At 71.5% G+C, this 15,586-nt stretch carries 14 protein-coding genes; 1 reads left to right on the top strand and 13 read right to left on the bottom strand.

Going from position 1 to position 15,586, the window contains the following annotated elements:
- Positions 1-22: 22 nt before the first annotated feature.
- The 11 genes from ACQHIV_RS05170 to hpnC all read right to left on the bottom strand — a co-directional run bounded on the left by ACQHIV_RS05170 (position 23) and on the right by hpnC (position 12,310).
- On the bottom strand, positions 23-1,558 hold the full coding sequence (locus ACQHIV_RS05170; protein ID WP_427892179.1) for an LCP family protein: 1,536 nt from the start codon (positions 1,556-1,558) through the stop codon (positions 23-25).
- Between the two features lie 122 nt (positions 1,559-1,680).
- Positions 1,681-2,037 (bottom strand): DUF190 domain-containing protein, encoded by a 357-nt coding sequence (locus tag ACQHIV_RS05165; RefSeq protein WP_427892178.1) that lies wholly within the window; start codon positions 2,035-2,037, stop codon positions 1,681-1,683.
- A gap of 12 nt (positions 2,038-2,049) precedes the next feature.
- A complete protein-coding gene (locus ACQHIV_RS05160) occupies positions 2,050-2,403 on the bottom strand; it encodes a DUF190 domain-containing protein (protein ID WP_427892176.1) in 354 nt (117 codons plus the stop codon).
- A gap of 79 nt (positions 2,404-2,482) precedes the next feature.
- Positions 2,483-3,838, bottom strand: a complete 1,356-nt coding sequence (locus tag ACQHIV_RS05155; protein ID WP_427892174.1) for a protein kinase domain-containing protein — start codon at positions 3,836-3,838, stop codon at positions 2,483-2,485.
- A gap of 93 nt (positions 3,839-3,931) precedes the next feature.
- Complete coding sequence (gene hpnH / locus ACQHIV_RS05150) at positions 3,932-4,927, bottom strand: adenosyl-hopene transferase HpnH (RefSeq protein ID WP_427896407.1); 996 nt, start codon at positions 4,925-4,927, stop codon at positions 3,932-3,934.
- A 2-nt stretch (positions 4,928-4,929) separates the two neighbouring features.
- On the bottom strand, positions 4,930-6,375 hold the full coding sequence (gene ispH, locus ACQHIV_RS05145) for a 4-hydroxy-3-methylbut-2-enyl diphosphate reductase (protein ID WP_427892172.1): 1,446 nt from the start codon (positions 6,373-6,375) through the stop codon (positions 4,930-4,932).
- Positions 6,372-8,270, bottom strand: a complete 1,899-nt coding sequence (gene shc / locus ACQHIV_RS05140) for a squalene--hopene cyclase (protein ID WP_427892171.1) — start codon at positions 8,268-8,270, stop codon at positions 6,372-6,374. Before shc ends, ispH begins: the two co-directional genes overlap by 4 nt.
- The gene (locus tag ACQHIV_RS05135) at positions 8,267-9,307 is read right to left on the bottom strand and encodes a polyprenyl synthetase family protein (RefSeq protein ID WP_427892169.1); all 1,041 of its coding nucleotides are present in this window, start codon (positions 9,305-9,307) and stop codon (positions 8,267-8,269) included. Before ACQHIV_RS05135 ends, shc begins: the two co-directional genes overlap by 4 nt.
- The gene (gene hpnE / locus ACQHIV_RS05130) at positions 9,304-10,626 is read right to left on the bottom strand and encodes a hydroxysqualene dehydroxylase HpnE (protein ID WP_427892167.1); all 1,323 of its coding nucleotides are present in this window, start codon (positions 10,624-10,626) and stop codon (positions 9,304-9,306) included. Before hpnE ends, ACQHIV_RS05135 begins: the two co-directional genes overlap by 4 nt.
- Positions 10,623-11,483 carry a presqualene diphosphate synthase HpnD gene (gene hpnD, locus ACQHIV_RS05125; RefSeq protein WP_427892165.1) on the bottom strand — a complete coding sequence of 287 codons (861 nt, stop codon included), beginning with the start codon at positions 11,481-11,483 and terminating at the stop codon, positions 10,623-10,625. The genes hpnE and hpnD overlap by 4 nt, the downstream gene beginning before the upstream one ends.
- Positions 11,483-12,310: a squalene synthase HpnC gene (gene hpnC / locus ACQHIV_RS05120; protein WP_427892163.1), complete on the bottom strand. Its 828-nt coding sequence runs from the start codon at positions 12,308-12,310 to the stop codon at positions 11,483-11,485. The genes hpnD and hpnC overlap by 1 nt, the downstream gene beginning before the upstream one ends.
- A gap of 101 nt (positions 12,311-12,411) precedes the next feature.
- Here hpnC and ACQHIV_RS05115 point away from each other — a divergent pair, with 101 nt between their 5' ends.
- Positions 12,412-13,599, top strand: coding sequence for a PucR family transcriptional regulator (locus ACQHIV_RS05115; RefSeq protein WP_427892162.1), 1,188 nt, complete (start codon positions 12,412-12,414; stop codon positions 13,597-13,599).
- On the opposite strand, the gene ACQHIV_RS05110 is transcribed toward ACQHIV_RS05115, so the two are convergent.
- Positions 13,555-14,802 carry a wax ester/triacylglycerol synthase domain-containing protein gene (locus ACQHIV_RS05110; protein ID WP_427892160.1) on the bottom strand — a complete coding sequence of 416 codons (1,248 nt, stop codon included), beginning with the start codon at positions 14,800-14,802 and terminating at the stop codon, positions 13,555-13,557. The two genes, ACQHIV_RS05115 and ACQHIV_RS05110, sit on opposite strands and share 45 nt — an antisense overlap.
- Positions 14,799-15,572 carry an SDR family NAD(P)-dependent oxidoreductase gene (locus tag ACQHIV_RS05105; RefSeq protein WP_427892158.1) on the bottom strand — a complete coding sequence of 258 codons (774 nt, stop codon included), beginning with the start codon at positions 15,570-15,572 and terminating at the stop codon, positions 14,799-14,801. The genes ACQHIV_RS05110 and ACQHIV_RS05105 overlap by 4 nt, the downstream gene beginning before the upstream one ends.
- Positions 15,573-15,586 lie beyond the last annotated feature (14 nt).

The raw sequence follows: 15,586 nt of genomic DNA, 5'->3' as shown, positions 1-15,586 counted from the left end.
CCTTTCTGGTGGACGGTCGGGGTCAGCTGCCGGTGGTGGGGTGGTAGGCGCAGGCGTCGTTCAGGTTCTGCGCGGTGCCTGGGGTGGTGCCTGGGGTGGTGCCTGGGGTGGTCGTGGCCGGCTTGGCTTTGTGGGTGGTGATCTTTCGGGGTGCCGGCGTCGCCGGGTGCGGGCTGAGGGCCTTGGCGATGATCTCGCGCATCCCGGCGTAGTTCGGGTTCTTGCCGCTCGGGAAGTTCTTGTCAGGGTTCAGGTTGATGTTGCTGACGCTCGCCTTCTTCACCTTGAGACCGAGCTGGACCAGCGCCGACAGCAGTTCCTGCGGGATGTCGGTGCGGAGCATCTCCTTGCCCGCGGCAGCGATCTGCTGGTACTTCGTCACCAGCGTCGCGGGGTCCGCGCTGTTCACGAGCGCGTGGATCGTACAGCGTTGCCGCTCCTGGCGGGACGGGTCGCTCAGCCCGTACCGGCCGCGGGCGAACCACAGCGCGTCGTGGCCGTTCAGCTTCTGGTTGGGCCCGGGCTGCAGGTAGCCGGACGGCTTCTTGGGCTTGTTCGCACCCGGGCCGAGGCCGTACTCGCCGCCGATCGGCACCCGGTAGTTGATGTTCACAGTGATCCCGCCGAGCGCGTCGATGATCTGCTGGAACCCGGCCAGGCTGACCTGCATGTAGTACTCGATGTCCAGGCCGAGCGCCGCGCTGGCCGCGAGCTTCACCACGTCGGCGCCCTCGTTGTCGGTCTGGCCGAGGATCCCGGGGTACTTCTTGGGGATCGTGTCGTACATCGCGTCGAGGTAGTACTGCGGTTGCTCTACGTTGCCGAGGCTCGGGTCCCAGAAGCCGTCCGGGTACTTCGCGTGCAACGGCGAACTCGCCGGGAAGGGCATCCGCATCCAGTTCCGGCTGAGCGAGATCAACGCGGTGTTGCCGGTCCTGGTGTCGATACTCGCCACCATCACCGTGTCGGTCCGGGTCCCGGTGCGGCCGTGGCCGTCGTCACCGCCGAGCAGCAGGATGTTCAGCCGCGGGATGTGCGCCCAGGGGTCCTTCGCGTTCACGGTCGGGCGGGTCGCGCTCCGGGAACTCCCCTGCGACTTGAACACGCTCCCGATCAGGTCCCGCTGCGCCATCACGGTCTGCGCGGTGACAGTCGTCGGTACGGCGATCGCGAAGCACAGCACGCCGACGACCAGGGCTCCTGTCAGCCGTCCTGTGTACGACATGCTGATCGGACGGAGCAGCTTGTGCGAGCTGACGACTATCCAGATCCATGCGGCGCCCAGTACGACGACGGCCGCGGTTGTCACCAGTAGACCGGTCGGGGACAGCGCGAGCGCGATCACCGAGTCCCGCTGCGCGAGGCCGACGTACACGCCGATCGCCAGTAGTCCGGCGCTCACCGCCAGTACGGCGGCTCCCAACTTCCGCCGTCCCCCGATCACCAGCCCCAGCCCCGGGACCAGCGCACCGGCCACCGTCAGCCCGATCGCCTGCGCCGCCGTCCGCGCGCGCCTCCCCCGCCGTCCGACCCGCCCCCGCCGGTGCCCCGCGGGCATGCTGTGCGACATCGACTCCCGCCCCTGTCCGGTACCAGAACCTCCCCAACAAGACGCGCACCGGCCACCTCCGGTTGACACCACCTCAACCAACTCACATCCACCTGCCCCGGTGGGGGCTGTCAGGTGGGGTGGATGACTGTTGTTTGGTCGAGGAGGACCAGGGCCTCGGTGAGGAGGTCGTCCAGTTGTGGGAGGAAGGTGCGGATCCGGTCGGGCTCGTCGACGATGATGACGAGCACGGGGAGGTCCTCGGTGAGGCTCAGCAGGCGGGTGGTGTGGATCCGGAGGCCGGCGCCGTAGCCCTCGATGCCATGCAGTACGGTGGCGCCGGCCAGGCCTGCTTCGTGTGCGCGGTGGACGATTTCGTGGTGGAGTGGGCGCCGGTGCCAGCGGTCGTTCTCGCCGATGAAGATCTGCAGCCGTAGGGCGGTCCCGGTCTCCCGGAGCCGTACGGACGGGTCGTCGTCAGCGGTCACGGGGTGCCCGTCTCAGCCGGCCCGGCGGTGGCTCGGCTCGGCGGCGTACCGGATCGCCTCCACCTCGTCGAGGACCACCAGGCCGCCGGTCACCAACCCGTCGAGTTGCGGGAGGAAGTCGCGGATCCGCTGCTCGGTGTCGACGATCATCACCAGCACCGGTACGTCCTGGCTCAACCGGAACGGGTGGGACGTGTGGATGTGCGAGGTCGCGCCGTACCCCTCGACGCCCCGCAGCACGGTGGCGCCCGCCAGGCCCGCCTTGTGCGCGCGGTGGACGATCTCGCCGTACAGCGGCCGGTGGTGCCACAGATCGGCCTCACCGACGAAGACCGACAGCCGCATCGCACGTCCGGACCGCTTCATTCGGGCCTCCCGGGACAGGGACGGACCCTTCGAGTAGACCGCCCGCACCCGCACGGGTCAAGGAAGCGCGGTACGCCGCTTACGGGGTGGGGGTGGTCGACGGGCGCGGGGTCGTCGAGGTGGTGGGAGGCGGGGTGGTGCTGGGGGGCGTCGAGGTCGGGGTAGTCGACGGGGTGGTCGAGGTGGTCGTCTTGGTGGGCGTGGGGGTCGGGGTCGGGGTGGACTTCGTCGGGGTCGAGCTGGGCGTTGTCGTCGGGGTGGTCGTCGGCGTGGACGGAGTCTGCGACGGGGTCGTGCTCGGGGTGGACGAGGTCGACGACGGGGTGTTCGTCGTACGGCGGGTGGCGTTGGTGGCGCTGTCGGACGAGGTCGGGTCCGTGGTGGGCGTGATCGTCGGTGTGCCGGTGGGGCTCGGCGGGGGGCCGACGTCGACGGTCGGCGGGTTCTTGCCGGCGGTGTTGTGCAGCACGATGCCGGTCGCGACGGCGCCGCCCAGAACGAGTACGGCGACGGCCGCGATGAGCAGCGGCTTCCGGGGCTCGCGGGTGGGCGCGGCCGTCGGTCGAGCGACCGTCGGGCTCAACGGTTGCGTCCCTTGGACAGACTGGGTCGGCTGGGTGAGGGCGGGGTAGCGGGCGGCCGTCCTGCGGATGGAGGTGAGTTCCGCGGCGGTCGGCCGGTCGGCGGGATCCTTCGCGAGCATGCGCAGCAGCAGGCCCTCGTACGGACCGCCGAGGTCCGGGCGGAGGCGGCTCGGTGGGACCGGTTCGGCGTCGACGTGCTGGTACAGCAACGCCGTCGGGTGATCGCCCATGAACGGCGGCCGGCCGGTGAGCAGCTGGTACAGCACGCAGCCGAGCGCGTACACGTCCGACTCCGGCCCGCCCTTCTGGCCCCGCGCGCGCTCCGGCGACAGGTACAGCGGGCTGCCGATGATCTGCCCGGTCATGGTCAGCTCGCTGGTCTCCGCGCCGGGCAGCGCCGCGATCCCGAAGTCCGCGACCTTCACGACGCCCTCGGCGGAGATCATCAGGTTGCTCGGCTTGATGTCGCGGTGCACGACGTTCTCCGCGTGCGCCGCCGCGAGTCCGGCCGCGGCCTGTTCGACGATGTCGATCGCGCGGTCCCACGGGACCGGTCCGTCCTCGTCGATCTCGCCCGCGACCGTGCGGCCCTCGACGAGTTCCATCACGAGGTAGAAGTTGTCGTCGTACTGGCCGAAGTCGTACACGGCGACGATGTGCGCGTCGCTCAGCCGGGCCGCCGCCCGGGCCTCGCGCTGGAACCGCTCGGCGGCCGCGGTGTCGTCGCCGGTCCGCAGCATCACCTTGACCGCGACCTCGCGGCCGAGCAACTCGTCGGTCGCCCGGAACACCTCGCCCATGCCGCCGCGTCCCAGCGACGCGCCCAGCCGGTACCGCTCCCCGATCAACATCCGTCCCCGCCCACGCCGTCCGCCAGTCCAACGGACAAGGCTACTCGCTACACAAGGCGTGACCCGACAGCAGCCCCCTGTCACCGATCAGGGTCAGCTGACCGCCGCGCGCAGCGATTCCCGGAGCGAGCCGAGGGTGGCGACCACCGCGGTCGGTTCGTACCCGCAGTGCGCCATGCAGTTCGCGCACCGCGGGTCCCGGCCGCGGCCGTACGTCGACCAGTCGGTCTCGTCGAGCAGCTGCTGGTACGTCGCGACGTACCCGTCGTCCATCAGGTAACACGGCCGCTGCCAGCCCTTGAGCGAGTACAGCGGGATCGCCCACGCCGTGCAGTCGAAGTCGACCTTGCCCTCCAGGAAGTCGAGGAACAGCGGCGAGTGGTTCAGCCGCCACTTCTTCCGGCGCCCGTCGCCGAACGCCTTCCGGAACAGCTGCCGGGTCTCCTCCGGCCCGAGCCAGTGCTCCTGGTCCGGCGCCTTCTCGTACGCGAACCCCGGCGAGATCTGCATGTTGTCGACGTGCAGGTCGTCGTTCAGGTAGTCGAGTACGTCGATCACGTCCTGCGGGCTGTCCGTGTCGAAGAAGGTCGTGTTGGTCATCACCCGGAACCCGGCAGCCTGCGCCTGCTTGATCGCGGCCACGGCCTGGTCGAACACGCCGTCCTTGCAGACCGACTGGTCGTGCCGTTCGCGGAGACCGTCGATGTGCACCATCCACGCGAAGTTCTTGTGCGGCGTGAACTTGTGCAGGTGTTTCGGCAGCAGTACGGCGTTGGTGCACAGGAACACGATCTTGTTCCGCGCGAGCAACTGCCGGACGATCTCGTCGATCTCCTTGTGCATCAGGGGTTCGCCGCCGGCGATCGACACCATCGGCGCACCGCACTCCTCGACGGCGGCGATCGCCTGCTCGACGGGCATCCGCTGCTTCAGCCAGTCGTGCGTCTGCTGGATCTTGCCGCAGCCCGCGCACTTCAGGTTGCACGCGTACAGCGGCTCGAGCTCGAGCAGGATCGGGAACTTCTCCCGGCGCCGGAGCTTCTGCTTCATCAGATATCCGCCCAGGCGGACGGACTGCCGCAACGGCATGCTCACGGGTGGGTCACCTCTTTCGGTAGCACGAAGCGGACGTCCTCGGCCGGCTCGCCGACCTCGGTCACGGTGATCGGGCCGAGGCCGGACAGGCAGCGGACGAGGTCGTCGACGAGGGTCGGCGGGGCGGAGGCGCCGGCGGTGATTCCGATGGTCCGGGCGCCGGCGAGGCGGTCGAGCGGGAGGCCGGCGGCGTCGTCGACGAGTACGGCGGGGATGCCCGCGGCCTCGGCGACTTCGACCAGCCGGTGGGAGTTGGAGGAGTTCTGGGAGCCGAGGACGATCACCAGGTCGGAGCGGCGGGCGATCGCGCGGACGCCGGCTTGGCGGTTGCTGGTGGCGTAGCAGATGTCGTCTGTGCGCGGGCCTTTGAGTGCCGGGAAGCGGTGGCGGAGGACGGCGGCGGTTTCGGCGGCTTCCTCGACGGCGAGGGTGGTCTGCATGGCGTAGGCGACGCGGGCCGGGTCGGGTACGTCGATCGTCGCGGCCTCGGCGGGGTCGGAGACGACGAGTACGTGGTCGGGGGCTTCGCCGGTGGTGCCGACGATCTCCTCGTGGCCGGCGTGGCCGATGAGTACGACGGTGTTGCCGGTCGCGGCGTACCGGCGTACCTCCTGGTGGACCTTGGCGACGAGGGGGCAGGTGGCGTCGATGACGCGGAGGTCGCGGACGGCGGCCTGGGCGCGGACGGCCGGGGCGACGCCGTGTGCCGCGAGGACGAGGACGCTGTGCTCGGGGACCTCGTCGACTTCCTCGACGAAGATCGCGCCGCGACGTTCGAGGTCGGCGACCACGTGGCGGTTGTGGACGATCTGGCGCCGTACGTACACCGGCGCGCCGAACAGCTCCAGCGCTCGCTCGACCGTCTCGATCGCCCGTTCCACTCCCGCACAGAACGACCGGGGCGCCGCGAGCAACACCTCCCGCTCGCCGGTGGCGGCACTCCACGCGTTGATCACGTCCGCCGTACGCCGCAACTCCCGAAGCGCCCGCGCCCCCCGCCGTACGGCTCCGATCCGCTTGAGCGGCTCGCTGGGCGTATCCACCACCACGCGAACCACCACAGCCCGCCCGTCGTCCCCCGCCAGCAACCCCGACTCGGTATCCACCGCCAAAGCCCCACGCCCCGCCAGCACAGCCCGCTCCGCCGGAGAGTCCACGACGTGATCGGCAGTCACAATCGGCCCGACATGCACGACGAACCCCCGCCGCCGCAACTCCCCCGCCACCAACCCCGCCGCCTGACAAGCCACAGTCCGCCCGGCGTGCTGGATTTCGGTGGCTACCACGATGTCGCCTGGGTTGATTCCGTCGACCAGTGCGCCCGCTACTCCGGCGACGAGGACGGGGTCCTCGTGGGGCGTGCCGCGGGAGCGGCCGGTGTGGGTGGGGTGAGTGGAGTGGAGGGCGAGCCACTCGGCGTACAGCGGGGTGCAGACGGTCATCGGGGGCTCCTGAGGTAGCGGCCCAGGGCCCAGATCGGGAAGACCAAGCGATACAGGTGGTAGCCGATGTAGAAGTCTCCCGGGAAGCCCGTCCCGGTGTACTTGTCCTCGTCCCACCCACCGTCCGCCCGCTGCGTGCCCACCAGGTATGACAGGCCCCGCTGAACAGCGTCCCCACCCGGCTCCGCAGCCAGCAGTGCGAGCAAGGCCCACGCGGTTTGGGACGGAGTGGACTCACCTCGGCCGATCCACGACGGATCGGCGTACGACCGCAGGTCCTCACCCCACCCGCCGTCGGCGTTCTGGTGATCCTCGAGCCAGCGGACAGCACGCCGTACGACGGGATCGTCCGCCCGCACGCCGACGGCGATCAGCGCCGGGACGACGGCCCCCGTGCCGTACACGTGGTTCGTGCCCCAGCGGCCGAACCACGACCCGTCGTCCTCCTGCGCGGCGAGCAGCCAGCGCACCCCGCGCCGGCACTCGTCCGTCCCGGTCTTCCCTTCCGCGGCCAGCATCTCCACCACATGCGCGGTGACGTCGGCCGACGGCGGATCGATCACCGCGCCGAAGTCGCAGAACGGCAACTTCAACGGGGTCGTGTCCGTGTTGTCCGCGTCGAACGCACCCCACCCGCCGTCGGCCGACTGCATCCCGGTCGTCCAGGCCACCGCGTCGTCCAGCGCCGCCCGCAACCGCGCGGGCTCCGGATGCACCACCCGCCGCAACGCCAGCACGATCTCCGCGGTGTCGTCCGTGTCCGGATACCCGTCGTTCGCGAACTCGAACGCCCACCCGCCACTCACCAGCCCCGGCCGCCGCACCTGCCAGTCCCCCGGCGCGTCGATCTGCTCCGCCAGCAGCCAATCCGTTGCCTTCAGCACCATTTCGTCGTCGCCCGGTACGCCGGCGTCGAGCAGCGCGCCGACCGCCAGCCCGGTGTCCCACACCGGCGACTGACAAGCCTCCAGCCACCGCACCGGCCCGTCCGGCAGCTCCGCATGAACCGTGAACCCGTCCAGCCCACGCAAACCCGCCGCCATCACCGGATGGTCGATCGGATACCCCATCAACCGCAGCGCGATCAGCGAATACACCCACGGCGGCTGGATCCCGCCCCACCCGCCGTCGGCCTCCTGCCGCGCCACGATCCACTCGGTCGCCCGCCGCATCGCCAACCGCCGCACCGACTTCAACGGCCCCCGCCGGGTATAGGCATTGAGTACGACGTCCAACCGCTGAAACGCCCCCTCCATCGTCCACACGCGCCGACGCGCGACCGGCGGCGTACCGACCCGCAGCCCCTCGACCGTGAACTCCACCGGATGCACCGGCCGCTGCGCACTGACGATCGTCAGCGGCACGATCGTCTGCCGCGCCCAGCAGGCCCAGTTGTAGACGTTCAACGGCGCCCAACTCGGCAGAAAGATCAACTCCGGCGGCAGATCCGGACACTCGTCCCAGGCCCACAAGCCGAACAACGCCAGCCAGATGTGCGTGAACACCCGAGCCTTCTCGACACCCCCGTTCGACCGGATGAACGCAGCGGCCCGGACCAGATGCTCCGCTCCCGGATCGTCACCCGCCATCCGCAACGCGACCCACGACTCGACCGTCGTCGACAGATCACCGGGCCCGCCCGGGAACGTCGCCCAGGTGCCGTCCGCCCGCTGCTGCGACCGGATCCAGCGCGCCGTCTCCGCGTCCGTCCGCTCCGTCGCCACCCCGAGGAAGTGCCGCAGCATCAGATCTTCGGCGTCCATCGTCACGTTGGTCGCGAGGTCGCCCTTCCACCACCCGTCCTCGTGCTGCAACGACCGCAGGTACGCGACCGCCGCGTCGAGGCACTCGCGCACCCGAACGTCGACCGGTGCGTCGACCCGCGAGGCCGTCACAGCTGACGCTCCGCCACGAACCGCGACAACTCGTCGAAGTGCGCCCGCCCGGCCTCGTCCACCCCGGCCATGTACAAGGCCCGCCCGGCCCTGCGCACCCGCTCCCCCGCCTCGGCCAGCGCCCACTCGCGACCGCCAGCGCGCTCCACGAGTACCGCGGCCCGCTGTACGTCGTCCTCGGACGGTACGCCGGGCTTCGCCAGCCAGTCGGCCAGCTCCTGCCCGTACGTCCCGCCGTACTCCAGCGACCACACGACCGGCAGCGTCTTCTTGTGCGCCCGCAGATCCGAGAACACCGGCTTGCCCGTCTTCTCCGGCTCGCCCCAGATCCCCAGCAGATCGTCGACCAACTGGAACGCCAGCCCCAGCTCGCGCCCGTAGCTCCGGAACTCCTCGCACGCCGCGGCGTCCGCACCGGCCAGGATCGCGCCCAGCTCGGCCGATGCCCCGAGCAACGACCCGGTCTTGCCGAGCGCCATGTCGACGCACTCGTCCATGCCGACGTCGTCGCGCCGCTCGAACGCCAGGTCGAGCACCTGGCCGCGGATCAGCTCCCGGGTCGCCACCGCGAGCGCGTGACCGGCGCGGGCGGCGTACGGCGAATCGCACTCGTCGAGCACCTCGTCGGCCAGGCAGGCGAGCGCGTCGCCGACCAGGATCGCGGTCGCGTCGCCCCAGACCGACCAGACCGTCCGCCGGTGCCGGCGCCGGGTGTCGCGGTCCATCAGGTCGTCGTGGATCAGCGAGAAGTTGTGGATCAGCTCGACCGCGACGCCGCCGGGGATGCCCGGTTCCGGCGTACCGCAGACCGCCTCGGCGACCAGCAGCGTCAGGCCCGGGCGGATCGCCTTGCCGGAGCTGCCGGTCATCGGCCGGCCGTCGGTGTCGCACCAGCCGAAGTGGTACGACGCGATCAGCCGGGTGTGGTCGTCCAGCCGGCCCAGCGCGTTCCGCAGCGGCGGCTCGACCAGGTCCCGCCCGCGGGCCAGCAGCTCCGGCGCTTTGGTTGCCGAGGGCATCGGTTCGACGGCGGTCATGAGGCCGCGTCCGGCACTGGTACGGCGGTGTTCAGCACCGACGCGGCCGCCGCCTCGCCGCTGCGCACGGCGCCCTCCATGGTGGCGGGCCAGCCGGTCGCGGTCCAGGCGCCGGCCAGGTGCAGACCGGCGCGGTTCGTCGTCGCACCGGGCCGGAAGCGCCCGGTGCCGGGCGCCGGCCGGAACGTGGCATTGCGTTCTCGGGTCACGAAGAACTCCTTCACACGCGCGTCGGCAGCCGCGGGAAGCAGCTGCCGGAGAGCGGGTACCAACAGTTCACGGAGATCCGCGACCGGCACGTCGATCAACGCGTCGGCCGCGGACAACGAGACCGCGACGTACTGACCGCCCGGTTCGGCGCCGCGGTCGAACACCCACTGCAGCGGGCTGTCCACCCCGGCGACGAACGGCTCGGCCAGCACCACCCGGTCGAACACCACATGCGCATTGACGATCGGCGAACTGCCGAGTGCCGCCGCCCACCCGTCCGGCAGCGACACCGCGTCGTCCGGCAGCAACCCCGCCGCATCCTCCGGCGGCACCGCGAGTACGACGTCGTCGTACGTCTCCCCCTCGATCGCCCAACCACCCTCCTTCTCGTCCAGCGACCGGACCCGGGCCCGCAACCGCACCGCGGCACCCGCCGACGCCAACGCGCGCGCCGCGGCGTCGCCGTGCAACTGCTGCAGCGGCACGGTCGACCAGCCGATGTCCGCGGCATCGCTGCGTTCGAGCAGCCCGAGCTGAAACACCGTCGCCGCGACGGCCAGCGACGCATCGTCGGCCCGGGCGTTGAGCGTCGCGATCCCGATCAGCTCCCACAACGCCTCCACCGCCCGCGCGTCCTGGCCGTGCGCGGCCAGCCACTCCCCGAACGACTGTGCGTCCGTCTCCACGGCCGTCCGATCCACCCGCCCCATCGCCAGCGCGCCACGCACGGCCGCGATCCGCTCCGCGACCGTCAGCCAGCGGTACGACAGCAATGCCGGACCGAGATGCAGCGGCGCCGGCATCCCGTTCCGCCGAATCCGCCCGACTCCCGAGTGCCGCCCGCTCAGCACCGGCACGTCGAGCCGCCGCTGCAGCCGCACCTGGTCCCGCACCCCCAAGCGCTCCAGCAGCCGGAGGTACGACGTACAGCACCGGAGGAACACGTGCTGGCCGTTGTCGATCCACCGCCCGCCCCGCTCGAACGAATGCGTCAGCCCACCCAGTTTCGGCCGCCCCTCCAGCAGCACGACCGCGCATCCGGCATCGGCCAGCGACAGCGCCGCGGTGATCCCGGCCAGGCCGCCGCCGACGACCGCGACCCGCCTCATGACCGCACCCCGGCCAGCGAGGTCAGCGCCACCTGGGCCTTCTCCGCCGGCGACAACGACAGCCGCCGGTCGTACACGAGCACCGGGTTCGCACCGATCCGGCGGAGCAGGTGGTGGTAGATGCCCGACATCGCCCGGCACGACGCCCCGCTGCGCCGGTCGAGGTACGGCAGCAGCCGCCAGCCGAGCGAGTACCAGTCCTGCGCGCGGCCGGCGGCGTACCGGATGTACCCGGCCAGCCGGCCCTGCGGGTCCTCGAGGACGCCGTGCTCGTCGAGCGCGATCCGCACCCCGAACCGCTCCAGCTCGTCGGCCGGCAGGTAGATCCGGCCGTTGCCGAAGTCCTCCCGGATGTCGCGCAGGATGTTGGTCTGCTGCAGCGCGATGCCGAGCTGGTCGGCGTACTGCGAGAGCGTGTCGAAGTCGGCGTCCGCCGTACCGAAGATCGACAGGCACAGGCGTCCGACCGACCCGGCCACGCGCCGGCAGTACACGACCAGCTCGTCGAAGTCGGCGATCCGGACGTCGCCGAGGTCGGTCTCGACGCCCGCGACCAGCTCCTCGAACGCGCCGAGCGGGACCGGGTACCGGCGGGCCGCGTCGGCGACCGCGACGTACACCGGGTCGGTCAGGTCGTCGAGCCGGCCGAGGTCCTTGCGGACTTCGGCGAGCGCGGTCCGCTTGTCCGCGAGCGGCAGGTCGCCGTCGCCGATGTCGTCGATCCGCCGCGCCAGCGCGTACAACGCCGACAACGCGTTCCGCTTCGGCGGCGGCAGCAGCCGGATGCCGTAGTAGAAGTTGCGCGCCTCCGCCTTGGTGATGTCCAGGCACGCGTCGTACGCCTCGGCAACGGTCATCACGCCACCGCCTTCACCAGCAGCCGGATCGTGTCCACCTTCGACGGCCGTGCCTGGTGGGCCAGCACGTCACCGCCGGTACGTCGCAACGCCCGCACCGTCGCCTGCCCGCCGGCCACGAACCCCGCCACGGACACCCGCGCCCACCCGCGCAACCGCCGTACGATCCCGGCGCCGTCACCGAGGAGCCGCGCGGCCCGCTCGGTCTCGAACGCCATCAACTGCCGCAGCGCGTCCGACGCCTCGGCCGCGTCGAGATCGCTGTCGGGTACGCCGTACGTCGCCAGGTCCTCCTGCGGCAGGTAGACGCGCCCGGCCCGGCGGTCCTCGCCGACGTCCTGCCAGTGCTCGACCAGCTGCAGCGCCGTACAGACGAGGTCCGACAGCCGCTCGGTCTCGGGATCGTTGACGCCGAAGACACCCAGCACCAGCCGTCCGACCGGGTCGGCGGACAGCCGGCAGTAGCCGAGCAGGTCGTCGAAGGTCTGGTAGCGGGTGACCGTCTGGTCCTGCAGGTTGGCCTGGATCAGCCGGTGGAACGGGTCCGCCGGGAGGTCGTGGGCGTGGACGACCGGGAGCAGCCGGCGCAGGACCGGATGCACCGGCTGCCCGCTCGACCAGATCCGGTCCAGGTCGGCCGCGAACGACTGCAACGCGGCGGCCCGATCGCCCTGGTAGGTGTCGCCCAGCTCGTCGACCGTCCGGGCATAGGCGTAGACAGCATGCAGTCCTTCCCGCGGTCCGCCGGGGAGGACCTTCAGCGCAACAGGGAAGTTCTCCCCGTGTTCCCTCCTGCCGAGTTCGCTCTGCAGTCCGTCTGGAGGCACAGCTCCATCATCGGAAGCGGTTTCCTGCCAACTCTGCGCCGCCGGAGAACATTCCGGCGGCCGGAAATTGTCACGGCGTTACAGTTGAGCGCGGAGGGCACATGACCATCGCCACCTTCGACCGCGCCGGCCTGGAGAAGGCCCTGCTCGACGACCTGCCGGACCTGCTCGCCGAGGTCCGCGACCGGCTGGTCGAGCACTGGCCGGACTACGCGGCGTTCCTGGACACCGACCGGGACGCCGTGCTCGGCCCGGCCGAGCTGTTCGTGCACCGGCTGCTCGACATGTCGCTCGCGAATCTGCGGAACCCCGACCAGACCACCTTCGAGCGCGCGGACACCCCCGTCCGCGCGGTGTTCGAGGAGATCGGCCGGACCCAGCTCCGGGAGGGCAACGACCTGACCCGGCTGCTGACCGCGTTCCAGCTCGGCGCGCGGGTGGCGTGGCGGCACGTCGCGGCGACCGCGCTCCAGCTGGACTTCGCACCGGACCACCTCGCGGCGCTGGCGGACTCGGTCTTCGTCTTCGTCAACCAGCTCTCGTTCTCGGCCGCGAACGGCTACCTGCAGGAGCAGATCGACGACGCGGTCGCCCGGGAACGGCGCCGCGAGGAGCTCGCCAACCTGCTGCTCGCCGGCAGCGCGACCAGCGAGGCGCTCCGGATCGCCGCACTGCAGGCGGCCTGGCGGGTCCCCGAGACCGCCGCGGTGGTCATCTACAGCGGCGACCACCACGCGGCCACCACCTTGGTCGCCCGGCTCGAGCCCGGCGCGCTGCCGATCCGGCGCAACGGTCTGGTGGTCGGCGCGATCGTCCCGGAACCGTCCGGTCCGGGTCGCCGGCTGCAGCTCAGCCGCGAGCTCGCCGGGATGGGAGCGGTGGTCGGCAACGCGGTCACGCTCGCGCAGTTGCCGCGCAGCCTGGAGATCGCCCGGATCGCGGCCCGGCTGCGGAGTACCGGCGTACTGTCCGACGACCCGGTGTTCGCCGACGAGCACCTGGACGCGCTGATCGTCTGGCGCGACGAGGCGCTGGTCGCGGCGCTCCGCGACGAGATGCTCGCGCCGCTCGCAGGCGAGACCGACGCCGCCCGCGAACGGCTCGCCGAGACGCTCGCCAGCTGGCTGCGGCACTTCGGCGACCGGCAGGCGATCGCGCACGAACTGAGCATCCACCCGCAGACCGTGCGCTACCGGATGGCGCGGCTCAGGACCCTGTACGGCGACCGCCTGGAGGACCCTGACTCACGCGCTCGCCTCTTCCTCGCCCTCGAGTGGCCCGGCCCGTAGTACGCGGTTCACGTGGTCGGCGAGGACGGCGGCGTCGAGCAGCCCGGGGTCTGTCGCCAGCCCGATCCCGAGCACGCCTCCCCAGCTGAGAGCGCCGACGGACAGCGGCGTACCGGGTGCCAGCGGCAGGATCGGGTACACGCGGTGGTGCGGTACGCCGAGGAACGTCATCGGCACGGTCGGTCCGGGCATGTTCGACACCACGCCGTGCAGGAACCTCGGCCCGTAGACGGTCTGCGCGAACCAGCGGACGGCCGGTTCCGGTACCGCCCGCAGGCCGGTCGCCATCACGAAGCGGGCACCCAGCGCGCGGGTCGAACGGCGCAGCCGCTCCCGCCGCGCGGACACCTCCGCCAGCAGCTCGTCGAACGGGCGTCCGTCGACCGGCACCTGGACCATGCTCGCGCCGATCGCGTTGCCCTCGACCGCGGTGCCCGGGGTCCGTACGACGGTCGACACCGAGATCCGCAGGGCCGGCGGAAGCTCCGTCGACGCGGCGTGGATGCCGTCGGCGAGGACGGCGATCAGCAGGTCGGTCACGCGGACTCCGCGAGCGGCAGCAACCCGCCGTACGACGTCCAGCTCGACCTCGGCGACGGCGAACGCGCGACGTTTCGAACCGGGCGGCAAGGGCCGTGCGACGCCGTCGGTGGCGAGTTCCGCGAGGCCCATCGCAATGGCCGCGGCCCGTTTGAGCCGGCCGGGCAGCGGTCCGGCCGGCTCGGGCAGCTCCGGGCGCGGCTCGAACAGGCTGAACGTGTGCATGACCGCACCGATGCCGTCGGCAATCGAATGGTGCAGCAGGACGACGAGCGCGTCGGCGCCGCCCGGGCCGATGTCGCGGACCAGCACGATCCGCCACAGCGGCCGGTCGCGTGGCATCGGCTGCTCGGCGAGCTCACCGACGTACCGCAGCAGCCCTGCGCGGCCGTCCGGCGACCGGTGCTCGATGACGTGCCAGTCGAGGTCGACGTGCTCGGCCTCGACCCAGCGCAGCCGGCGCCAGCGTGACGTCGGGTCGAGGCGTTGGTGCATCCGCGGGAGTTGGGCGAAACCTCGGGCGACCAGCGCGCGGACGTCCTCGATCGACGGTCGGTGGCCGGTCGATTCGAGGACGACGACGCCGCCGACGTGCTGGGCGGCGCCCGTACCTTCGACGTGCAGGAAGAACGCGTCGGCCGAGGGGACCACGATCCCGTTCACACGTGTTCGCCGAATCGGGCGGAGAGCCGGCGGTAGAGGCCGGGGGTGAGCGCACGGACGGCGGGCGCGACCCGCAGCCAGGACGGTACCCAGGTCTCGGGGCGGTCGTTGGCGATGCCATCGACCAGGGCTTTCGCGACCACGGCGGCAGGGACCGGGCGCGGGTGTCTCCGGTCGTACGGGCGACCGCGTGCGGCGAAGAACCCGGTGTCCACGACGCCGGGGACGGTGAGGCTCACACCAACACCTGTATCACGAAGTTCCAGCCGGAGGCTCTCCGCGAAGATGTCGAGGGCGGCCTTGGCGGCGGCGTAGACGGCCTCCCCGGCGACCGCCGTACGGCCGGCGATCGATCCGACCAGGGCGACGTGGCCGGTACCCCGCTCGACCATCGGTGGCAGCAGGCAACGAACGAGATGCAGCGGGGCCAGCAGATCAAGCGTGACCAGCCGGTCGAGCTCGTCCCTGGTCAGGTCCACGAAAGCACCGGACCAGCCGGCACCGGCGTTCGCCACCAGTACGTCGACCCGCCCGTGGACGGCGACCGCGTCCTCGGCGACGTCGGCCGCCGCTCCGGGGACGGCCAGATCCCCGAGTACGACGGCACCGCCGACCCGCTCGGCCACCGCCGTACAGCGGTCCTTGTCCCGCCCGTGGACGATCACCCGCCCCCCCGCCGCGGCGAGGGCGTCCACGACGACCGCACCGATCCCCGCGGAGCCACCGGTCACCAACACGACCTTGCCGTCCAGCCGCATTCGCACCTCCACAGCCGTTCTCCACC

This window comes from Kribbella polygonati, from assembly GCF_050320105.1.
Classification (GTDB): domain Bacteria; phylum Actinomycetota; class Actinomycetes; order Propionibacteriales; family Kribbellaceae; genus Kribbella.
This window is presented reverse-complemented; position numbering and strand designations above follow the sequence as displayed.